General features: G+C 63.3%; 20 protein-coding genes. 10 read left to right on the plus strand and 10 right to left on the minus strand.

Annotated features, from left to right (window positions below; all coding sequences use genetic code 11):
- Positions 1 to 423: 423 nt before the first annotated feature.
- From ACB033_RS05580 to ACB033_RS05605, 6 genes are all read left to right on the plus strand, one after another.
- Entirely contained in the window at positions 424 to 1,578 is a 1,155-nt protein-coding gene (locus ACB033_RS05580; protein WP_193557975.1) for a YdcF family protein, read from the plus strand.
- A 368-nt stretch (positions 1,579 to 1,946) separates the two neighbouring features.
- Entirely contained in the window at positions 1,947 to 2,921 is a 975-nt protein-coding gene (gene tauA / locus ACB033_RS05585; RefSeq protein ID WP_139725904.1) for a taurine ABC transporter substrate-binding protein, read from the plus strand.
- 23 nt (positions 2,922 to 2,944) lie between these two features.
- Positions 2,945 to 3,712 (plus strand): taurine ABC transporter ATP-binding subunit, encoded by a 768-nt coding sequence (gene tauB, locus ACB033_RS05590; protein WP_139725905.1) that lies wholly within the window; start codon positions 2,945 to 2,947, stop codon positions 3,710 to 3,712.
- The gene (tauC, locus tag ACB033_RS05595; protein ID WP_017765674.1) at positions 3,709 to 4,539 is read left to right on the plus strand and encodes a taurine ABC transporter permease TauC; all 831 of its coding nucleotides are present in this window, start codon (positions 3,709 to 3,711) and stop codon (positions 4,537 to 4,539) included. The genes tauB and tauC overlap by 4 nt, the downstream gene beginning before the upstream one ends.
- Positions 4,536 to 5,390, plus strand: a complete 855-nt coding sequence (tauD, locus tag ACB033_RS05600) for a taurine dioxygenase (protein ID WP_139725906.1) — start codon at positions 4,536 to 4,538, stop codon at positions 5,388 to 5,390. The genes tauC and tauD overlap by 4 nt, the downstream gene beginning before the upstream one ends.
- Before the next feature lie 232 nt (positions 5,391 to 5,622).
- Complete coding sequence (locus ACB033_RS05605) at positions 5,623 to 7,302, plus strand: alpha/beta hydrolase (RefSeq protein ID WP_162519927.1); 1,680 nt, start codon at positions 5,623 to 5,625, stop codon at positions 7,300 to 7,302.
- A 90-nt stretch (positions 7,303 to 7,392) separates the two neighbouring features.
- Here ACB033_RS05605 and ACB033_RS05610 read toward each other — a convergent pair whose 3' ends face one another.
- From ACB033_RS05610 to cyoA, 6 genes are all read right to left on the minus strand, one after another.
- Positions 7,393 to 8,754: an MFS transporter gene (locus tag ACB033_RS05610; protein ID WP_017765676.1), complete on the minus strand. Its 1,362-nt coding sequence runs from the start codon at positions 8,752 to 8,754 to the stop codon at positions 7,393 to 7,395.
- A 189-nt stretch (positions 8,755 to 8,943) separates the two neighbouring features.
- Positions 8,944 to 9,840, minus strand: a complete 897-nt coding sequence (cyoE, locus tag ACB033_RS05615; protein WP_017765677.1) for a heme o synthase — start codon at positions 9,838 to 9,840, stop codon at positions 8,944 to 8,946.
- 11 nt (positions 9,841 to 9,851) lie between these two features.
- Positions 9,852 to 10,181, minus strand: a complete 330-nt coding sequence (locus ACB033_RS05620) for a cytochrome o ubiquinol oxidase subunit IV (protein WP_005302933.1) — start codon at positions 10,179 to 10,181, stop codon at positions 9,852 to 9,854.
- Entirely contained in the window at positions 10,181 to 10,792 is a 612-nt protein-coding gene (locus tag ACB033_RS05625) for a cytochrome o ubiquinol oxidase subunit III (RefSeq protein ID WP_005302934.1), read from the minus strand. The genes ACB033_RS05620 and ACB033_RS05625 overlap by 1 nt, the downstream gene beginning before the upstream one ends.
- 4 nt (positions 10,793 to 10,796) lie before the next feature.
- Positions 10,797 to 12,773 carry a cytochrome o ubiquinol oxidase subunit I gene (cyoB, locus tag ACB033_RS05630; protein WP_005302935.1) on the minus strand — a complete coding sequence of 659 codons (1,977 nt, stop codon included), beginning with the start codon at positions 12,771 to 12,773 and terminating at the stop codon, positions 10,797 to 10,799.
- Positions 12,773 to 13,843 (minus strand): cytochrome o ubiquinol oxidase subunit II, encoded by a 1,071-nt coding sequence (gene cyoA, locus ACB033_RS05635; protein ID WP_139725907.1) that lies wholly within the window; start codon positions 13,841 to 13,843, stop codon positions 12,773 to 12,775. The genes cyoB and cyoA overlap by 1 nt, the downstream gene beginning before the upstream one ends.
- A 607-nt stretch (positions 13,844 to 14,450) precedes the next feature.
- Here cyoA and ACB033_RS05640 point away from each other — a divergent pair.
- On the plus strand, positions 14,451 to 16,376 hold the full coding sequence (locus ACB033_RS05640) for an FAD/NAD(P)-binding protein (RefSeq protein WP_139725908.1): 1,926 nt from the start codon (positions 14,451 to 14,453) through the stop codon (positions 16,374 to 16,376).
- Positions 16,373 to 17,566, plus strand: coding sequence for a cytochrome c (locus ACB033_RS05645; RefSeq protein WP_139725909.1), 1,194 nt, complete (start codon positions 16,373 to 16,375; stop codon positions 17,564 to 17,566). The genes ACB033_RS05640 and ACB033_RS05645 overlap by 4 nt, the downstream gene beginning before the upstream one ends.
- 62 nt (positions 17,567 to 17,628) lie before the next feature.
- Here ACB033_RS05645 and ACB033_RS05650 read toward each other — a convergent pair whose 3' ends face one another.
- Both ACB033_RS05650 and ACB033_RS05655 read right to left on the minus strand, forming a co-directional pair.
- Positions 17,629 to 17,964, minus strand: coding sequence for a DUF3634 family protein (locus ACB033_RS05650; protein WP_017780689.1), 336 nt, complete (start codon positions 17,962 to 17,964; stop codon positions 17,629 to 17,631).
- Between the two features lie 121 nt (positions 17,965 to 18,085).
- Positions 18,086 to 19,054, minus strand: coding sequence for a nucleoside hydrolase (locus ACB033_RS05655; protein ID WP_139725910.1), 969 nt, complete (start codon positions 19,052 to 19,054; stop codon positions 18,086 to 18,088).
- A gap of 292 nt (positions 19,055 to 19,346) precedes the next feature.
- Here ACB033_RS05655 and ACB033_RS05660 point away from each other — a divergent pair, with 292 nt between their 5' ends.
- Positions 19,347 to 19,904 carry a HutD family protein gene (locus ACB033_RS05660; protein ID WP_139725911.1) on the plus strand — a complete coding sequence of 186 codons (558 nt, stop codon included), beginning with the start codon at positions 19,347 to 19,349 and terminating at the stop codon, positions 19,902 to 19,904.
- 14 nt (positions 19,905 to 19,918) lie between these two features.
- Here ACB033_RS05660 and ACB033_RS05665 read toward each other — a convergent pair whose 3' ends face one another.
- Together ACB033_RS05665 and azu are read right to left on the minus strand one after the other, a co-directional pair.
- Positions 19,919 to 20,125, minus strand: coding sequence for a hypothetical protein (locus ACB033_RS05665; RefSeq protein ID WP_005302947.1), 207 nt, complete (start codon positions 20,123 to 20,125; stop codon positions 19,919 to 19,921).
- A gap of 192 nt (positions 20,126 to 20,317) precedes the next feature.
- Entirely contained in the window at positions 20,318 to 20,758 is a 441-nt protein-coding gene (gene azu / locus ACB033_RS05670) for an azurin (protein ID WP_005302949.1), read from the minus strand.
- A gap of 331 nt (positions 20,759 to 21,089) precedes the next feature.
- Here azu and ACB033_RS05675 point away from each other — a divergent pair, with 331 nt between their 5' ends.
- Positions 21,090 to 22,130 (plus strand): FAD:protein FMN transferase, encoded by a 1,041-nt coding sequence (locus tag ACB033_RS05675; protein WP_139725913.1) that lies wholly within the window; start codon positions 21,090 to 21,092, stop codon positions 22,128 to 22,130.
- Positions 22,131 to 22,191: the final 61 nt, after the last annotated feature.

A 22,191-nucleotide genomic window follows, 5' to 3' on the forward strand; every position in this document is an offset into this window, starting at 1 on the left:
GCGGGCGGGAGAGGTGCCGACCCCGCGACACGCAGACCACAAACCTACAGGTTAGTGGCGGGTCCCATCCTGGGGTCATTCACGTTCCGGGTGACGGCGAGTATCGGGTGACGCCAACCAGAACGCAGGGAGCCGCGCGCCAGGTGGCAGGTCGGGCGGCGATGGTACAGTGATCGCCGTCACAGAAAAAGCGGTAAAACGATTGGCACCGTCAACTTTTTCACAGTCATGGCCCCTTTCGCCGAAAACGCGGCAGGATTGCGCCACAACTGAGCCACTTCACAGGAAAACCACACCTCGCTCCCCCCGAATAGGGCAAACACCACCCCCTTCCCCGGATAACCGAAGCGGTTCACGTTTTTTCACGCCACGACGCGGTACACTGACCAATCACCAAGTTTATGTTTTTATTGAAAAAGCCCCATGGTCCTGGAATGGCCTGGAGCCATCAACCTTCGGTGGAACGCCATCATGATGAAAAGAACCGCGATTGCCCTGACGCTGGCCGGCCTGCTGACATTGCCTGCCGTGCTCCCTTCCGAAGCCTGGGCTACCCCGGTACGCTCCCTGCAAAAGGAGCAGAATTACGACCAGTACATCAGCAAGCGCCAGGTGGTGGATCAGCTGCTGGCGGACGCCTGGCAGATCTTCAAATCCCCCGCCCGCATCTCCACCGCCGGCTTCACCGCCAAGATGCCGAGCAACATGGAGCAGGTCACCGAGCTGCTGCTAGAGGCCTACCAGCTCGAGCCCTATCGCACCGACCTGCTCATCTCGGCGGCCAACGCCCAGATCTACAACGGCAACGTGGACAAGGCCATCGGCCTGTTCGAGCAGGCCCTCAGCACGGCGCCCGATGACATCGACCTGCTGACCTACCTCGCCACCTGGCAGACCTTCAAGCACAACGAGACCGCCGCCAAGGGGTATCAGAGCAAGCTGGCGACCCTCAATCCCGGCCGGGCCGCCGATCTGCAGCGCATCTTCGACACGGTCGAGCGCGTCATCGCCACCCCGCTCAAGGAGCAGGGTGAGCGCTCACCCAAGCCGGGCAACCGGGCCATCGTCACCCTGGGTTATGCTCTCAATCCCGACGGCTCCATGCACGACATCCTGCTGGGCCGGCTGGAAACCACCCGGGCGCTGGCCAAGGCCAACCCGGCGACCCTCATCATTCTGACCGGCGGCGTGCCCCAGAACCGTCAGACCGAGGGCAAGCTGATGGCGGACTGGCTGGTGAAAAAGGGGATCGACCGCTCCCGCATCATCGAGGAGAACTATGCCACCAGCACGGTGGAGAACGCCCTCTACAGCGGCTATGCCCTCGCCCGCCACCAGATTGAGTACGCCACCCTGGTGAGCTCCGCCAGCCATGTGCGCCGGGGCCAGACATTGCTGGAGATCGCCTGCTGGCAGAGCGGGCCGGCCGGGATCCGGATAGACAGCGTCAGCTACCCCGACAAGCCGCTCTCCGAGCTTGCCAAAGTGAGCGACAGCGAGCTGCTCGGCATCTACCGCGATGCCCTGCGCACCTACGGGCTCTGGAGCTACCGCTCCGCCCCCCTGCTGGAGCGCTGAGCCCAGGCTCTCCACGCTCACCCGGCCCGTTGCCAGCGCGTTCCTTGCAGCACCGGCATCACCTGACCCAAGCCAACCCGCCCAACCGGCGGGTTTTATTTTATCCGCCCAGCCAGCCGGTTCGATATTCAATAAATGGGCAAGCATTGCCATATCTGAATATGGCTTGCCGATATTTTCAGCATTTTTTCAGCACTCATTGCCAGCCACAAAATATCGACTTGCCATATTGAGATATATGAATAAACGGATTTAATTGCCGTTCTTTTTCTAAGAACCATATTTCATCAGCCATATATTTTCGGTCTTTTCTCAATCTCCCGATAAATGGGAAAACTGCCGCTTCATTCCCCCGATGGAGCAATATCATGACAGGAAAAGGACATTCCCTCTGGCTGGCGGCGCTCACCCTGCTCAGCCTGCAAGCCAGGGCCGTGGACGTTACTGTGGCCTACCAGACCTCTGCCGAACCGGCCAAGGTGGCTCAGGCCGACGACACCTTTGCCCGCACCAGCGGCGCCACGGTGAAGTGGCTCAAGTTCGACAGCGGCGCCAGCGTGGTGCGGGCGCTCGCCTCCGGCGACGTGCAGATCGGCAACATAGGCTCCAGCCCGCTGGCGGTGGCCGTCAACCAGCAGGTGCCCATCGAGGTGTTCCTGCTCGCCTCCAAGCTCGGCAACTCGGAAGCGCTGGTGGTCAAGCCCGGGCTCAACTCCCCTGCGGCCCTGGCCGGCAAGCGCATCGCCGTCCCCTTTACCTCCACCACCCACTACAGCCTGCTGGCCGCGCTGCGGCACTGGGGAGTGGATCCGGCCAGCCTGCAGATCGTCAACTTGCAGCCACCGGCCATCATCGCCGCCTGGCAGCGGGGCGACATCGATGGCGCCTATGCCTGGGCACCGGCCCTCAACGAGCTGACCAAGGGCGGCAAGGTGCTGACCGACTCGGCCCAGGTGGGCGAGTGGGGAGCCCCCACCCTGGATGTCTGGGTAGTGCGCAAGGCGTTCGCCAAGGCCCATCCCGATCTGGTGCAGGCCTTCGTCGACAGCACCCTGGCGGCCCAGCGCGACTACCTGGCCAACCCCGACGGCTGGCTCGCCAAGCCGGACAACCTCGCCAAGCTGGCCAGCCTGAGCGGTGTACCGGCCAGCGATGTGCCCGCGCTGGTCAGGGGCAACACCTACCTGAGCGCCAGCCAGCAGGGTGCCGAGCTGGGGGATCTGGTGAACCAGACCCTGGTGGACACCAGCCGCTTTCTCAAGGAGCAAGGCAAGGTACAGAGCGCCGGCAGCGATTATCGCGACTACGTGACCGACCGCTTCGTCAAGGCTCACGCCCGCTAACCCCGCAAAACAAGGAGGCATGCATGCTGCAGCTCACCCACCTTTGCGCCGATTACGCCGGGCGCAGAGTCCTCGACAACATCAACCTGACCCTGGATGCGGGCGAGCTGATGGTGGTGCTCGGCCCCTCCGGCTGCGGCAAGACCACCTTGCTCAACCTCATCGCCGGTTTTCAGAGCGCCCAGCAGGGCACCATCAGCCTGCAGGGGCGGCCGGTGCGCGGCCCCGGCGCCGAGCGGGGGGTGGTTTTTCAGAACGAGGGGCTGCTGCCCTGGCGCAACGTGCTGGACAACGTCGCCTTCGGCCTGCAGCTGGCCGGCGTGCCGCGCCGCGAACGCGAGGCCAGCGCGCTGGCCATGCTGCGCAAGGTGGGGCTGGAAGAAGCCCACGCCAAGCCGGTCTGGCAGCTCTCCGGCGGCCAACGCCAGCGGGTCGGCATCGCCCGGGCGCTGGCCACCCAGCCGCAACTGCTACTGCTCGACGAACCCTTCGGCGCCCTCGACGCCTTTACCCGCGAGCAGATGCAGACCCTGCTGCTGCGCCTGTGGCACGAGCAGCGCCGGCAGGTGCTGCTCATCACCCACGATATCGAGGAGGCGGTGTTCATGGCCACCGAGCTGGTGCTGCTCTCCCCGGCGCCTGGGAGAGTCATGGAGCGGCTCACCCTGGATTTTGGCCGCCGCTTCGCCGCCGGCGAGCCCTGCCGTAGCATCAAGTCGGATCCCGCCTTCATCGCCCGGCGCGAGTATGTGCTGGAGCGGGTCTTTGCCGAGCGGGAGGTGTTTGTATGAGCCTAACCCTCTCCCGCCCGCTCGACCCTGCCCGCCGGATACGCCTGCGCTGGCCGCTGCCACGCCGGCTTGGGATAAGTCTGCTGACTCTGGGTGCCCTGCTGGCGCTCTGGTGGCTGGTGGCCAGGCTCGAGCTGATAAGCCCGCTGTTCCTGCCGCCACCCGCCCAGGTGCTGCAACAGCTGCTCACCCTCGCCGGGCCGCAGGGCTTCATGGACGCCACCCTCTGGCAACACCTCGCCGCCAGTTTGCAGCGCATCCTCATCGCCCTCGCGGCAGCCACCCTGTGCGGCGTGACGGTGGGTCTGGCCATGGGGCTCAGCCCCACCCTGCGCGGCATGCTCGACCCGCTGATCGAGCTCTACCGACCGGTGCCCCCCCTTGCCTACCTGCCGCTGATGGTGATCTGGTTCGGCATCGGCGAGACATCGAAGGTACTGCTCATCTATCTGGCCATCTTCGCGCCGGTCGCCATGGCCACCCTGGCGGGGGTGCAGGGCGCCAGGCAGGTGCGGCTGCGGGCCGCCCGGGCGCTCGGCGCCAACCGCTGGCAGGTGCTCTGGTATGTCATCGTGCCCGGCGCCCTGCCGGACATGCTCACCGGGCTGCGTATCGGGCTCGGGGTCGGCTGGTCCACCCTGGTGGCGGCCGAGCTCATCGCCGCCACCCGCGGTGTGGGCTTCATGGTGCAAGCCGCCGGCGAGTTTCTCGCCACCGACGTGGTGCTGGCGGGCATTCTGGTGATCGCCCTGATCGCCTTCACTCTGGAACTTGGTTTACGTGCGCTGCAGCGTCGCCTGACGCCGTGGCATGGAGAAGGACTATGAGCAATTCCCTGTATATCACCCCCCTCGGCCCCCACATCGGCGCCGAGATCAGCGGCATCAGCCTGGCCGGGCCGCTCGATGAGGGCCAGTTCGCGCAGTTGCAGCAAGCCCTGCTGACCCATCAGGTGCTGTTCTTTCGGGATCAGCCCATCAACCCCCGCCAGCAGCGGGCGCTGGCCAACCGCTTCGGCGATCTGCACATTCACCCTGTCTATCCCCACGCGCCGGAGGCCGAGGAGATCATCGTGCTCGACACCCACGACGACAACCCACCGGACAACGACAACTGGCACACCGACGTCACCTTCATCGAGACGCCGCCGGCGCTGGCCATTCTGGCCGCCAAGCAGCTGCCGCCGGTGGGGGGCGATACCCTGTGGGCCAGCGGCATCGCCGCCTTCGAGGGGCTCTCCCCCCGCCTGCAGCAGTTGCTGGCAGGGCTGGAGGCCGAGCACGACTTCACCAAGTCGTTCCCGGCCCATCGTCACAACGCCAGCCCGGCCGAATACCAGCGCTGGCAGGAGGCGGCGGCCCGCAACCCGCCGCTGCGCCACCCTGTGGTTCGCACCCACCCCTTGAGCGGCCGGCAGGCACTGTTCGTCAATGAGGGCTTCACCACCCGCCTGCCCGAGTTGCCGGCACAAGAGAGCGAAGCGCTGCTCGCCTTCCTGTTTCGCCATGTCACCAAGCCCGAGTATCAGGTGCGCTGGCGCTGGCGGGAGCACGACATCGCCATCTGGGACAACCGGGTCACCCAGCATTACGCCAACGCCGACTATCTGCCGGCCCGGCGAGTGATGCACAGGGCCACCGTGCTGGGGGACAAGCCGTTCTGGCGCGCGCCCGCGTAACGCCAACATCTGCCCAGCACCGACCGGTTGCGTCGCTGTTATTGATCCCGCATAAAATAACGGTGCACATTACCGGTCATTATTTTCAAATAGATCAATGAGGCCGCCAAATATCACCAGAAATATGTAAATCGACACACCTTGCAATATTTCCATACAACTTCCGGCTGCCATCCGGTCGGCCCCTCCCCGTACTATTTCTGGGTTCAGGCTAGATAAATGGAAATAGACAATGAAATACACGCTGCTCATGACCCTGCTGGCACCGGCATTGCTGGCAGGCTGCAATCTGGAAAAGAAAGATGAGCCCTTCCAGGCCCGCCATATTCGCGCCGGCTATGACGCCGGCCAGGTTTGCCAACAGCTGCGCCGGGGCTGGCAGGAGGACGGCATCGCCATTCCCGCCAGTCAGGTCAGTTGCCACTATCTGACGGTGCCGCTCGATTACGACAAGGAGTGGGTCCAGATCAAGGAGAGCAAGTGGGAGAAAAGCTCCACCTCGCGCTCCAGCAGTGGCTTTTTCTCCGGCGACAGCAGCCGTTTCTCCTCCTGGTCGAACCAGCCCAGCCGCACCCAGATCAAGCAGCAGACCCGCACGGTCAAGGGCGACACCCTGGATATCTTCTATCTGCACTATCGCGCCAGCGGCGACTATCGCGGCACCCTGTTCTACAACCCGGGCGGCCCCACCTCGGCCACCCCGGATCTTGGCCTCCTGCTCGACCTGCTGCGCAGCGCCAACCCCGCCATCCTTGAGCACTACGACATCGTCACCCTGGATCCCCGCGGGGCTGGTTACAGCGCCCTCGGCCACGAGCTGCGCAGCTGCCTGCTGACCGACAAGCAGGGGGTGCGGCCAGACATGACCCCGGCGCAGCTCGCCCAGCTCTTTGCCAGCCGGGACAAGGGCGCCCTGCCGGCACTCGAGAGCGGGGCGGATCAGGGCAAGGCCTTCGGCACCACCCTGCGCGAGCGCTGCGACGAGCCGTTGCGGCTGCATGCGCCGCACCTGGGCTCGCGGGCCGTGGTCGAGGACATGGAGCGCCTGCGCCAGCATCTGGGGCGCGAGCGGATCACCCCCATCACCTTCTCCTACGGCACTCGTCTGGCCGCCCTCTATGCCGCCCGCTACCCGAGCCACGTGGCCAATCTGGTGGTCGACTCGCCGATGTCTCCCGCCGAGAGCCGCTACCCAGCCATCTTTCGCCGCGATGCCGAGAATGCCAACCGCATCCTGGCCTGGCGCTTCGGGGATCAGGCGCTGCAGCGCAGCATGGCGGTGACCCGGCAGGTACGCGACAACGGCCGCTATGTGGACAATCAGGGCAATGTGCTCGACCGCGCCAGCTGGGTGGCGGTGCTGGGCGATGCCATCAGCGGCAGCCAGCGCGCCGATCAGCTCGCTTTCTGGCAGCAGGACGACGCCGGCCCCCTGCTGGCCCGCCTCGCCGGGCAGGACGATGACAACCCCTATCAGGAACTGCAGGAGATGCCCTTCTTCAGCGCCATCCACTGCACCGACAACAGCGAGCCCTATGGCTGGCAGGGGCTGGATCCGGAAGATGCCGCCTTCCAGGGGGCCGGTGCCCTGCTGCTGGCCAAAAGCTTCAACACCTGCGCCGACTGGCCTTATCCGCGCCAGCCCATCGCCAGCTACGGCGCCGGCGAGATAAAGCTGCCGGATGATGCCAAGGCCCTGGTGCTCGGCGCCGAGTACGACCCCAATACCCCCTTCGCCGGCGCCCGCCAGATGCAGGCCGCCTTTGGCAGCGCCGCGCGCCTGGTGCAGGTGACGCAGAGCAACCAGCATGGTCAGTTGAACAGCTCCCGCTGCGCCCGGGCGGCCCTCAGCACCCTGCTGTTGGGGGATACCGCGAGCCTGCCCGCCGAGCAGCGTTGCCTGGCCGACTGAGCGCACAGCCCAGCTGGGCACAATCCAGCTGAATGGAGCCCAATAAAAAGCCCGCCGGATTGGCGGGCTTTTTCATGCAGGCAGGCGCCCTCAGGCGGCGACCAGCGACTCCAGATCGCGCCGGCTCAGGCGCTTGCTGTCCACCTTCACATAGACGGAGCGCTCGGCAGCGGCCAGTAGTACGTCGCTCACCCCCTCGCAGGCGCGGATCTTCTGCTCGAGCGCCGCGTCAGCCTCCACCCCTTCCGGCAGCACGATGCGCAGGCTGCTCACGTAGGGGGGCTCGGCCATGGTGAGGCTGACCCCAAGCCAGACCAGCGCCAGCGCGGCGCAGCCGCCAAACACCAGGGCGCCGCCACCCAGGCTGTAGAGCAGGCCGCCGAGGCTGCCGCCGATGGCCACCCCGATGAACTGGCTGGTGGAGTAGATCCCCATGGCGGTGCCCTTGTAACCGGGGGGCGACTCCTTGCTGATAAGGGACGGCAGCAGCGCCTCCATCACGTTGAAACCGATGAAGAAGATCTGCAGGCCGGCGAGCAGGCCCCACAGCTGCAGGCCGCTTTGCCAGAGCACCAGCTCGGCGATGAGCATCACCAGCACGCAAATCTGGAACACCCGCTTCATCTTTCTGCGCTTCTCGGCATAGATGATGAACGGCACCACGCTGACGAAGGCGATCAGCATGGTGACCAGATAAGCCTGCCACTGGCTGTCACGGGGCAGGCCGGCGCGCTCCAGCAGCGGCGGCAGCGCCACGAAGCTCGACATCAGCAGGGTGTGCACGCAGAGGATGCCGAAGTTGAGCTTGAGCAGGCGCGGGTTGGTCAGCACGGTACGCATCCCCCCCTTCACCATGCCGGACTCGCGATTGAGCAGATGACCGCTCGGGGTCGGCACCAGCCAGAGGGTGACGGCGATGCCCGCCAGCGCCAGCAGGGCGATCAGCCAGAAGAGACCACTGAGCCCCAGCGCATGGGTGATGAGGGGGCCGGTCACCATGGCGATGGCGAAGGTGATGCCAAAGCTCACCCCGATGAAGGCCATCGCCTTGGTGCGGTTCTGCTCGCGGGTGAGATCCGACAAGAGCGCCATCACGGCAGCCGAGATGGCGCCGCTGCCCTGCAGGGCGCGACCGAGGATCACGCCCCAGATGGAGTGGGTCAACGCCGCGATCACGCTGCCGAGGGCAAACATCAGCAGGCCGCCGACGATGAGAGGCTTGCGGCCCACCTTGTCGGAGAGCAGGCCGAACGGGATCTGGAACAGCGCCTGGGTCATGCCGTAGATGCCGATGGCCAGGCCGATGAGCGCCTCGGAGGCACCCGCCAGCGACATGCCGTAGGTGGTCAGCACCGGCAACACCATAAACATGCCGAGCATGCGCAACGAGAAGACGGAGCCGAGCGCCCAGGTGGCACGGCGCTCGCCCCTCGTCATGGTGAAATCATTCATGATGGCCTCGATAGATCAGGGAAAAGGAAGACTCAAGGGGTGGCCGACAGATGCCATGCCACACCCGACAGAGGGGAAAAGTGCCCGACGGGGCGGCCCCATAATAACAGAGCCGGGAAGGTTCCCGGCTCTGGATTCTACTGATTTTCCCGCGTCGCATCACAACACTGAGCATGACAGGAAGGCCACTCAGGGCAGCATGCTCACCAGTACCGCAGGCTCTGCCTCCGGTTGGAAGTCCACCGACATCATTACGCTCAGGCAGGTGATGGTGACGATGGAGAACATGAACAGCTTGCGCGCCCAGAGGGAGTCATCCACCGCAGCCTTGTAGCCAGACAGCGCCATCCCCAGCCACCAGACGCTGACCGCGGTGGCCACCACCAGATACTTGTAACCGGCGTAGCCACCGAGGAATAGCATCAGGGTTGGCACCATGAAGGCCAGGATGTAGAGGGTGATGTGGTGTTTGGCCACCGATATCCCCTTCACCACCGGCAACACCGGGATGTTGGCCGCCTGGTAATCCTTGAAGCGGAAGATGGCGATCGCGTAGGAGTGCGGCATCTGCCACAGGCTGAAGATCGCCAGCAGGATCAGCGCGCCTGAGTCGAACTGACCGCTCACCGCGCAGTAGCCGATGACCGGCGGCGCGGCGCCGGAGAGGCTGCCGACCAGGGTGCCGTAGACCGAGTGACGCTTCATGTAGAGGCTGTAGACCCCCACATAGACAATGAAGCCCAGCACCGCCAGCAAGGCGGCCAACGGATTGGCCGCAAAGTAGAGCAGTGCAATGCCCGCAATGCCGAGCGCGGTGGCGTACCAGAGCGATACGCCGGGGGCGATCAGACCCTTCACCAGAGCACGGTTCTTGGTGCGCTCCATGATGCAGTCGATGTCCCGGTCGATGTAGTTGTTGAACACGCAACCGGAGGCGACCACCAGTGATACACCAGCCATGGTCAGGATGAAGAGGGGCACATCCAGGCTCCCCTTGGAGGCCAGCAGGAACCCTCCGATAACCGAGATGAGGTTACCGAAGATGATGCCCGGCTTGGTCACTTGCAGGTATTGCTTCATCATCATTGCCAACCTGCTCAGTGAACCATCATGTTGATGTTGAGGTTGTACATGATCCACAGGGAACCCACGACCACGATGGCGATGATGAGCACGGTAAAGATCAGTGCCACCAGGTTCCAGCGCTCCTCGGACGAGGTGTTCATGTGCAGGAAGTAGACCAGGTGCACGAAGATCTGCACCACCGCCATGCCGACCACGGTGGCCAGCACGGTGGTGTGGGAGGCAGAACCGTCCATCACCATCCAGAACGGCACTGCGGTCAGGATCAGGGACAGCACGAAGCCGATCAGGTAGCTCTTGGCGCTGCCGTGGCTGGCGCCGTGATTGTCAACGGAATGACTCATTACATGACCCCCATCAGATAGACCACGGTGAAGACGCAGATCCACACCACGTCGAGGAAGTGCCAGAACAGGCTCAGGCACATCAGACGGGTACGGTTGCGATCGGTCAGCCCCTTCTTGGCGACCAGCACCATCATCACGATGATCCAGACAAGACCGCTGGTCACGTGGATACCGTGGGTACCCACCAGGGTGAAGAAGGCAGAGAGGAAACCGCTGCGATCCGGACCGTAGCCCTCGGCAATCAGGTGATGGAACTCGTAGATCTCCATCGCGATAAAGCCGGCACCGAACAGGAAGGTGATGAACAGCCAGGTATTGACCGCCGCCACCTTGTTCTTGTTCATGGCCAGCATGCCAAAGCCAAAGGTGATGGAGCTCAGCAGCAGCAGCATGGTTTCGGCAAACACGAACGGCAGTTCGAAGATGTCCTTGCCGCTCGGGCCGCCGGCGGTGCCGTTGACCAGGACCGCATAGGTCGCGAACAGGGTCGCGAACAGGATGCAGTCACTCATCAGGTAGATCCAGAAGCCGAATACCTTGTTGGCGCCGGCATCATGGTGCCCATCCTCATGGGCACCGTGAGTGTGATGTAGAACGTCAGTCGCCATGGAATTAAGCCACCTTGTTGAGATTTTCAAAATGCTGACGCTCGATCCGCTCGATCTCGTCAACCTGCACGTAGTAGTCCACGTCGTCATTGAAGCTGTGGATGATCCAGGTGGCGATCATGCCGACGAAGCCGGCGATGGCCATCCACCAGATGTGCCAGATCATGGCAAAGCCGAACAGGGTGCTGAAGGCGGCGATGATGACGCCGGCACCGGAGTTTTTCGGCATGTGGATCGGGTCATAGTGCTTGGGCTGCTGATAGGCAGAACCGTCCTGCTTGGCTTCCCAGAACGCATCCAGCCCTTTGATCTTCGGCTCGATGGCGAAGTTGTAGAAGGGGGGCGGCGAGGAAGTGGACCACTCCAGGGTACGGCCACCCCAGGGATCGCCGGTCAGGTCGCGGTTCTTCTCGCGGTCGCGGATGCTGACCACGATCTGGATCACCTGGCACAGTACGCCCAGCGCAATCAGACCGGCACCGCAGGCAGCCACCACCAGCCAGCCGTGGAACTCGGGATCGATGTTCTGGCTGACACGACGGGTCATGCCCATGAAGCCCAGCACGTAGAGCGGCATGAAGGCCACGAAGAACCCGGTGATCCAGCACCAGAAGGCACGCTTGCCCCAGACGTCATCCAGCTTGAAGCCGAACGCTTTCGGGAACCAGTAGGTGATACCGGCGAAGCAGCCGAACACCACGCCGCCGATGATGACGTTGTGGAAGTGGGCGATCAGGAACAGGCTGTTGTGCAGCACGAAGTTGGCGGCCGGCACGGAGAGCAGTACCCCGGTCATGCCACCCACAGTAAAGGTGATGATGAAGCCTACGGTCCACAGCATGGGCGAGGTGAACTCGATGCGACCGCGGTACATGGTGAACAGCCAGTTGAAGATCTTCACCCCGGTCGGGATGGAGATGATCATGGTGGTGATGCCGAAGAAGGCATTCACGTTGGCGCCCGAGCCCATGGTGAAGAAGTGGTGCAGCCAGACGATGAAGGAGAGCACGGTAATGGCGATGGTCGCCCACACCAGCGAGGTGTAACCGAACAGCTTCTTCTTGCAGAAGGTCGCCACCACTTCGGAGAAGATCCCGAACACCGGCAGTACCAGGATGTACACCTCGGGGTGACCCCAGGCCCAGATCAAGTTGATGTACATCATCATGTTGCCACCCATGTCATTGGTAAAGAAATGGGTACCCAGGTAGCGGTCTGCGGTCAGCAGGGCGATGGTGACGGTCAGGATCGGGAAGGAGGCGATGATCAGCACGTTGGCGCACAGGGCGGTCCAGGTGAACACCGGCAGGCGCATCATGGTCATGCCAGGGGCGCGCATCTTGATGATGGTGGCGAAGAAGTTCACGCCGGTCAGCAGGGTCCCCAGACCCGAGATCTGCAGACTCCAGATCCAGTAATCGACCCCGACCCCCGGACTGAACTCCAGCCCCGACAAGGGCGGATAGGCCAGCCAGCCGGTCTGGGCGAATTCACCGACCCCGAGGGAGACGTTGATCAGCACCACGGCGGCGGCGGTGAACCAGAAGCTCAGGTTGTTCAAGAAGGGGAAGGCGACGTCACGGGCACCGATCTGCAGCGGCACCACGATGTTCATCAGACCGATCACCAGCGGCATGGCCACGAAGAAGATCATGATGACGCCGTGGGCGGTGAAGATCTGGTCGTAGTGGTGCGGTGGCAGTATGCCCTCGCCGCCAGCCGAGGCCATGACCTGCTGGGTACGCATCATCACCGCATCGGCAAAGCCGCGCAGCAGCATGACCATGCCGAGGATGAGATACATGATACCGAGGCGTTTGTGGTCGACCGAGGTCAGCCACTCTTTCCACAGATATTGCCACTTGCCGAAATAGGTGATGAGACCGGCGATACCCAGCCCACCCAGAATGATGCCGGCGATCGTGACCATGATGATGGGTTCATGGTACGGAATGGCATCGAGTGTTAATTTTCCAAACATCAGTTAGTACCCGCTTTCACAGTCTTGTCGGCCGGCATGTGACCGGCGTGGTCCATCTGCTCGCCCTGGGCCTCATGGTGCATGGCGTCGCCGTGCTCCATGCCTTCATGGCTCATGGAGGCGTCATGCTCCATGCCTTCGTGGCTCATGGAGGCATCATGCTGCATGGCGGCCTGCTTTTCGCCGTGTTGCATGGCGGCGTGTTCGCCGTGCTTCATGTCGCCCATGAACTTGTTGATGATGTTGACGAACAGCTTGGGATCGGCGCTGGCGAAGTACTCCACCGGGTGGTTCTCGCTCTTCTTGGCCAGGGCATTGAACTCATCCATGGTGTTGAGCGCCTTGGAAGAGGCTTTCACCTTGGCGACCCAGGCGTCGAAACCGGCCTGATCCTGCGTGGCGATGGCGTTGAACTTCATGCCGGAGAAACCGGCGCCGCTGTAGCCACCCGAGATGCCCTTGTACTGGCCTGCCTCGTTGGCGATCAGGTGCAGCTTGGTCTGCATGCCCGCCATGGCGTAGATCTGGCCGCCCAGCTGGGGAATGAAGAAGGAGTTCATCACGGTGTCGGAGGTCACCCGGAAATTGACCGGGGTGTTGACCGGGAATGCCAGCTCGTTGACCGAGGCGATACCCAGCTCCGGATAGACAAACAACCATTTCCAGTCAAGGGAGATGACATCGACCTGGATCGGTTTCACCTCGGATTCCAGCGGTTTGTAGGGATCCAGAGAGTGGGAGGTCTTCCAGGTAATCACCGCCAGGATGGCGATAATGATGACGGGTACGGTCCAGACGACCGCTTCAATCTTGTTGGAGTGGGCCCAGTCAGGCGCATAGGTGGCATTGGTGTTGGACGCTCGGTATTTGTAAGCGAACGCCACTGCCATCACGATCACGGGCACCACCACGATCAGCATCAAGCCGAGTGCGGTCAATATCAGTGACTTCTGCTCCAGACCAACTTGCCCCTTGGGGCTCATCAGCGCCATGTCGCAGCCGCTCAGCAAGCCGGCAGTCGCGAGCAACAGCAAAGCGCCCAAGCCCCTCTTTACATCAAAAGGTCTCATGCAATGTCCTCATCTTCGCAAGGCTAAAGTGGTAAGAAAAACGCAGCATTCTATTTCACCGGGGGGGGATGTGAACAACATGAAAAATTAATCTTTCACTTGTGTGCTGTTTGCGATTTCTGTGTGTCGCATGTTAATGGCTTGACGCCGCTGAATTTATCCATGTCGGGCCCTTCTCAATTAATCAGCGGCTGGCTCAATTTCATTCAATCTGCGTTGATTAAATGACCATGTCGTCGTTTAACCTTTTATTTTACAAGGATAAAGGGTGTCATTTGGTGGCCTTGCGGTGAAAATTCAGGCGATAATCAGGCCCTGTTTGTCGACCATGGCCGAATAAAGGTGAGACTCGAAATTAACCACAATTAATCAAATTAAATTTCAATTAATTCCTTGGTGTTGATGTGGCTTTGCCTCACAAACATGCATATTTCATCCATCTCACCGCCATGGCCATCACATGATCCCCCATTTTGTTTAATAAGTTATTATCAAAGCCATGGACTCCATCGGGATATAGCGGTAGGTTGCGCCCCTTCGTTACTCGTCAGTCACGAATTCAACCCTATCCCATCTCTCATTCGACTCTTCATTTACAGGGATTGCCATGAGCATCACACGCAGAGACTTTCTCAACGGCGTCGCCATTGCCATTGCGGCCGGCGTCGCCCCCATCCAGCTGCTGCAGGCCGCCGAAGGCGGCAAGGCGCTGGCCGAGAAGACGCTGGTCTATCCGCCCGCTCTCACCGGCCTGCGCGGCAACCACCCGGGCTCCTTCGAGCCGGCTCACAGCATCGCCCGCGACGGCAAGCAGTATGACTTCGCCCACCTCCCGCTGGAGGGCGAGTACGATCTGGTGATCGTCGGCGCCGGCATCAGCGGCCTCTCCGCCGCCTGCTTCTACCAGCAACTGCTCGGGGCGGACAAAAAGATCCTGCTGCTCGACAACCACGACGACTTCGGCGGCCACGCCAAGCGCAACGAGTTCACCACCCCGGATGGTCTGCGGCTGGGTTACGGCGGCAGCGAATCCCTGCAATCGCCGCGCTCCGTCTACAGCCCGGTGGCGCTGGGGCTGCTCAAGGCGCTCGAGGTCAACATCGACGAGCTGGCCAAAGGCTTCCAGCAGACCTTCTACCCGGATCTGGGCCTGAGCCGCGGCGTCTTCTTTGACGAGAAGCACTTCGGGGTCAACAAGATAGTGAGCGGCGACCCGGGCCACAGCGTGGCAGACGACATCCCGCGCGATCGCCTGAACGGCCGGCCGCTGGCCGAGTTCATCGGCGACTTCCCGTTCGACGACACCGACAAAGCCGCCCTGCTGGCGCTGCACGAAGAGAAGACCGACTACCTGCACGGCATGACCCGCGAACAGAAAGACGCCTGGATGGAGAGCAACAGCTACACCACCTTCCTGCGCGACAAGGTGGGGCTGAGCGAGCGGGCCATCACCTTCTTCCAGCAGCGTACCGACGACTTCCAGGCGGTCGGCATCGATGCCACCTCCTGCGCCGACGCCCGCCTGTGCGCCCTGCCGGGCTTTGCCGGCATGGATCTCACCCCGCTCGATGCAGAATCCCAGGCCGAGCTGGACGACCCCTACATCTTCCACTTCCCGGATGGCAACGCCGGCCTCACCCGCTTGATGGTGCGCAAGCTCATCCCGCAGGTGGCCCCGGGCCACACCATGCAGGACGTGGTGCTGGCCAGGTTCGACTACAGCCAGCTCGACCGCCCCGAGCACAAGGTGCAGTTGCGCCTCGGCAGCACGGCGCTGCAGGCCAGAAACGTGCCGCTCAAGGACGGCAAACAGGGGGTGGACGTCACCTACATCAAGGAGGGCAAGCTGCACCGGGTGCAGGGCAGACAGTGCATCATGGCCGGCTACAACATGATGATCCCCTACCTGGTGCCCGAGATGCCGGCGCCCCAGAAGGAGGCGCTGCGCCAGAACGTCAAGGCGCCGCTGGTCTACACCAAGGTAGTGATCAGAAACTGGCAGCCGTTCGTCAAACTCGGCGTGCACGAGGTCTATGCCCCGGCCGCCCCCTACAGCCGGGTCAAGCTCGACTACCCGGTCGACCTCGGCGGCTACGAGCATCCCAAGAACCCGGATCAGCCCATGTGCCTGCACATGGTCTATGTGCCGACCCTGCCGGGCAGCGGCCTGTCGGCCCGCGAACAGTCCCGCAAGGGGCGCGCCATGCTCCTCGGCATGCCGTTCGAGCAGCACGAGCAGATGATCCGCGAACAGCTGCAGGCCATGCTGGGCGAGGCCGGCTTCAACCATGAGCAGGATATCCTCGCCATCACGGTCAACCGCTGGTCCCACGGCTACTCCTACATCGCCAACTCCCTATTTGACGACGAGGAGCAGTCGGAGCGCTTCATTGAGCAGGGCCGCCAGCCGGTGGGCAACATCACCATCGCCAACTCGGACGCGGGCTGGAGCCCCTATGCCCACGCCGCCATCGACGAGGCGTGGCGCGCCGTCAACGAGCTGGTCGCCCTGACCAAGGGAGGTGCCAAATGATCCGTTCCCTGACTGCCAGTACCGTGCTGCTGGCCCTGCCCACCTTCGCCCTGCAAGCCGCCCCCGCCATGTCGGCGGGTGAATACGTGGCCAAGCTGGGGGACTGCGCCGCCTGCCACACCAGCGAGGCGAGCAAGCCGCTCGCCGGCGGCAAGGGTTTCCCAACCCCGGTCGGCACCGTCTACGCCACCAACATCACCCCTGACAAGACCCACGGCATCGGCAACTACAGCCTGCCCGAGTTCATCAAGGTGATGCGCGAAGGGATCACCCGCAGCGGCGACCCCCTCTACCCGGCCATGCCCTACACCGCATACGCCAAGATGAGCGATGAGGATCTCACCGCCCTCTACCACTACCTGATGCAGGATGTGCAGCCGCAGGCCATTGCCAACAAGGCGAGCGACATCCCCTGGCCGCTCAACATGCGCTGGCCCCTCAGGGGCTGGAACTGGCTCTATCACGATGATGGCCGCTTCACCCCGGTCGCCGGCAAGAGCGAGGAGTGGAACCGCGGCGCCTATCTGGTGCAGGGAGCGGGCCATTGCGGCAGCTGCCACACCCCGCGCGGGATCGGCATGCAGGAGAAGGCCCTGACCGAGGCGGATCCCCTCTACCTGAGCGGCGCCACCCTGGATGGCTGGTATGCCCCCGATATTCGCGGCAGCCGCTACGACAAGCAGGCGCTGATCGATCTGCTGAAAACCGGCCGCAGCCAGCATCAGGCGGTAAACGGCCCCATGGCGGAAGTGATCACTCACAGCAGCCAGTACTTCAGCGACGCGGATCTGGCCAGCATCGCCACCTACCTGACCGGGCTGGATGACGAGGCACCGGCCGCCAGGGGCAACCGGGCCTACGCCAGTGCCGGCGGCAAGGCGGATTACGCCATGTACTGCTCCACCTGCCACGGCAACGACGGGCGCGGCAACGACCACGTCATCCCCTCCCTGATCGGCAACCAGACCGTGCTGGCCGAGGATCCGGCCAGCCTGCTCAACGTGCTGCTGCATGGCGCCGAGACCCCGGTCACCCAGGGCCACATCGGCTACCACATGCCGGGCTACGGCTGGACCCTCAACGACCAGCAGATCGCCGAGCTGGTCAACACCCTGCGCGCCTCCTGGGGCAATGAAGGGGTGGCCATCAAGCCGGAGACGGTCAAGGCCCAGCGCGCGCTGCACGAATAAACCAGCGCCGCCATAAAAAAACGGGCCTCCAGTGGAGGCCCGTTTGCTATGTGAGTGACGACTCACCCCTTGCGCGGTTTGGAGCCGGAGAGCGGCACTGCCCCCAGCCGGTAATCACCATAGGGGAAGATGTTGCGAAAGCGCTGGGCCACCGGCTCGGGAATGGAGCGGGAGAAGACCAGTTTGACCCCATCACCATCCCGCTGACCCAGGATGCGCCCGCGCACCGTCTCGTGACGCAGGATCTGTCTGGCATGCTCGATGAATGCGGGCGACACCTTGCCCCGCTTGACCTGCACCTTGCCGGGGGCAAGCCGGATCTCGAACAGGGCGCCACGCCCCAGCTTCATCAACCACCAGATCAGGGCGATCGCCACCAGCAACGACAACCAGGCCATCCTGTTTCTCCTTCTTCACACGTTTGCTGCCAGTATAAGCCGCAACTGGCCCCCGATTGTTTGGCGCGGATCACAGCCGCGTCTCAAGTCCGACCGCAAGCCCCCCTGCTCGCCGAGCCCGCTAGCGGCTGCGACCCCAGGCCACCAGCGTCTCCCGATAGAGCGCCAGCAGCGCCTGATCCCGCACCGCCACCCCGACCTGCTGGGCAGGATGGTCGGCCCACTCGTCGTGGGGGTGAGACTTGCCGTCAAATTTCTGCAGGGTGTGGCCGATGGCAGGGCCGTCGTTGATGACCCGCACCGGCCCCGCGCGCAGGGTGAACAGGGTCGGATCGATCACGTAGGCGATGGCGGACGGGTCGTGCACGTGGCAACCGTCGAGCCCGATCCGCTCGGAGTAGAAGCGCAGGTAGAAGCGGCTGACATCCCACAGGAAACGGCCCGGCTCGCCCGCTTCGTCGCGCAGTGCGTCCAGATAGGCGCTGCTGAAGAAACTCTGCTGAGTCACGTCCAGCCCGATGATCACCACAGGCCAGCGGGCGGTGAACACCCGGTCGGCGGCATCCGGATCGTCGTGGATGTTGGCCTCGGCATAGGGGGTCACATTGCCGCGATGGCCGTTGACGCCGAAGGCGCCGCCCATCACCACCACCTGCTTCACCAGGCCGGCAATCTCGGGGGCCGCCTGCAGCGCCAGCGCCAGGTTGGTGAGCGGCCCTATGGTGACCAGGGTGATCTCGCCGGGGGCGGCCTTCACCGTATCGACTATGTATTGCCAGGCCGGCCGGGGATCCGGAGTGAGCGTCACCTCCCCCGCCGTCACGTCGCCAAACCCGCTCGGGCCGTGTACCACAGTGGTCGGGCCCACCGGCTCGCGTCGCAGCGGGGCGGCCGCCCCCTGCGCCACAGCCGCCTTCATGCCGTATTGCTGCTTGAGCCAGAGGGCGTTGTGAGTGCCGTTCTCGATGGTGGCATTGCCAAAAACCGTGGTGATGGCAAGCAGCTCGATGGCGGGATGGGCTTCGGCAAACAGAATTGCCATGGCGTCATCGATACCGGGATCGGTATCCAGAATGATCTTGTGAGTCATGGGGCCTCCTTGGGCAACAGAACCGCCAGTGTAGCGAGCCGCCGCCGCTTTAACAGCGACGGGATCACAGCCTGCCGTTTTGCCCTCTCGCCGCCCTGCACAAGTGGTTGCGTTTCATACAGCCGCGACGGGCAAGCAGCCAACGCAAGGGCGATGGCTGGCCTGACTGATGAAACTGATGAAATAGTGGGCGGGCAGTGCGGGACGAACAGACGCGGCCTTGTGGGTCGGCGGGCGGGATGGTATCACTGGGCCACACAATTCACTCCGCTAACCACCCGCCGAGGCGCCATTGATCACCCTGATAAAAGAGTCCGACCAGCTGAAGATGCCCTGGAAGAACAAGCAGGGCACCACAGCCCAGATCCTCATCTCCCCTGCCGGCGCCAGCCTCGACAAGCTCGATTTTGCCTACCGGCTGAGCTCGGCGCCCATCAAGGAGGCCGGCCCCTTCTCGAAATTTCCCGGCTATCAGCGCATCCTGCTGCCCATCAGCGGGGCCGGCTTCGTGCTCAACGGCCACCCCTACGCCACCTTCGAGGCGGCCCACTTCAGCGGGGATGACGACACCCACTGCGAGCTGCTGAAAAAAGAGGTGACGGATCTGGGGCTCATCTATGATCCGGCCCGCCTCAGCGCCAACGTGCGGGTGCTCAGCCTCCCCTTCCCGCTCACCCTCACCCTGGAGGCGGACAAGACCTATCTCTGCTACCTGCTGAGCGGCCAGCTCACGGCGGCGGGCCAGCCCATGGCGGTCAACGAGACCCTGCTGATCAGCGGCGAGCAGAGCATCCAGTTCGACTGCCAGAAGAAGAGCGCCATCGCCTTCTTTACCCTGCAGCCCAGGTAGGTGGCTGGCGCCGGTCAGCGTTTCGGCGCCCGGCCGCCGCTGTCGAGGCAGGCCTGCATGGAGTCATAGGGGGTGTAGTGCTTGGTGCGGCTGTAGTAGGTACCCCCCTTGGGATGGCAGATGCCGTTGCGGCTCTTCTTCACCGGCGGCTCTGCCGCCAGCGCAATGGCGCATACCAGCAGCAGGCAACAGCCGACCACCCAGTTGATGGCGTTTCTCACGACAAACGACTCCTCTCACGCGGACCATCAGGCCCGAAAGGGGCCTATCTTACCCGCTATGCTCCCCACTCACCCCGCGCCGGATCATATAATGGCACACAACCCCCGGCGCAGAGCCAGGGTTTCCTACGGCATGGCAAGCGGCCACAAAAAAGCCGGGCAGTGCCCGGCTTCTGAGTCGGCACAACGTGCTTAGCCGACCTTGAAGGTGCCCTTCATCATGGCGAAGTGGCCGGGGAAGGAGCAGAAGAAGGTGAGGTCTTTGCCGGCCAGGCCGTCGGTCTTGAAGGTGACGCTGGTGCTCTCGCCGCCGCCCACCAGCTTGGTGTGGGCCAGTACGCGGGGATCATCCTTGGGCAGGTAGTTGTTCTCGGCGCCGGCGCTCATGCCCGCGGTGGCAACGGCCTGATAGTCGGCGGTGTTGGCCAGCGCCCAGTTGTGGCCCATGGCGGTCACCGGCATCTTGCCGGTGTGGTTCAGGGTCACGGTCACCTCTTTGCAGGTGGCCGGTACGCTCATCTCCTTGAGGTTGTACTGCATGGCATCATTGCCTTCGATGACCAACGCGCACTCATCGGCCAGAGCCGGGGCAGCCAGGGTGCTCAGAAACAGCAGGGTAATCGCCTTTTTCATCATCCTCTCCTTTGATTGGCAATAGATGGCAACACAATTGCCTGCAGGCTCGCACCATGGCTGGCAAACATGCTGTCAAAATCGACCTTATTCTACTCAACTGTCGTCATTCGGCTATGCCTTTAGCGCAAAGCTGCGGGTCAGGTCACCAGATTGTTCCCATTATTTGACTGGACAAACCGGCCGCGCCGCCCATTAACCACTCTTTGTTTAATTATCTCCCGCCCTTTTCTCCAGCCGGCGCTCGCCCGCCGCTGCGCCCTTGGCTAAGCTGGCGACCCCGGCACGCGGCCAAGGCCCGTGCCATCCGTTTCAGCCAGAGAGATTCGTCATGTCACTCCTTGCTCGCCCGGCCCCCCGCGGCCTGTTGTTGACCCTGCTGCTGATGCTGACCGCCTGTCAGCCAGCCCCGACCCAGACCCGCATCCAGGGCAAGACCATGGGCACCTATTATGCGGTGACCCTGAGCGATCCCTTCCCGGGCGGGGAGCCTGCGCTGCAGCAGGAGGTCGATGCCCTGCTGGTACGCATGAATCACGAGATCTCCACCTACGACCCGAACTCCCTCATCTCCCGCTTCAATCAGGGCAGCGGCCAGCCGCCCATGGCCATTCCCGCCACCATGGCCAAAATCGTGCAGCAGGGCATCGATGCCGGCCATCTCACCAAAGGCAAGCTCGACGTCACCGTGGGCCCGCTGGTCAACCTGTGGGGATTCGGGCCGGACAAACGTCCCATCAAGCGCCCCAGCGCCGAGCAGATCGCCAGCGCCCGCCACAAGGTGGGCATCGATCGGCTGACCTTGACCCCAGAGGGGGATCACTTCCTGCTCGGCAAAGGCATTCCCGATCTCTACCTCGATCTCTCCACCCTGGGCGAGGGGGCGGCCTCCGACGAGATTGCCGGCCTGCTCGAGCAAAAGGGGGTGCACAACTACCTCATCGAGGTGGCCGGCGCCGTGCGCAGCAAGGGCAACAACGCCAAGGGCAAGCCCTGGCGGGTGGCCATCGTCGAGCCGTCCGATCAGCCCGGCGCCTTCTCGGACGTGGTGATCCCCAACGGCATGGCCCTCAGCACCGCCGGCAGCTATCGCAACTACTACGAGCTCGACGGCCAGCGCTACTCCCACATCATCGACCCCGCCAGCGGCCAGCCCATCACCCACAAGCTGGTCTCCGCCAGCGTCATCACCCCGACTGCGCTCGAGGCCGACGCCCTCGACACCGCCCTCATGGTGATGGGGCCGGAGCAGGCGATGGCCTTTGCCAGGGCGCATGGGCTCGCGGTCTACCTCATCGTCAAGACCGAGCAGGGCTTCGCCGCCAGCCATACCCCCCAGTTCGCCCCCTATCTGGTGGCCAAACGGCCATAAACTGGCAGCCATAACCCAGCCACCATAAAAAAGAGGCCCCGCACTGCGGGGCCTCGTTGTT

The sequence above is a fragment of the Aeromonas sp. S15(2024) genome, assembly GCF_041402265.1.
GTDB classification, from domain to species: Bacteria; Pseudomonadota; Gammaproteobacteria; order Enterobacterales; family Aeromonadaceae; genus Aeromonas; species Aeromonas dhakensis.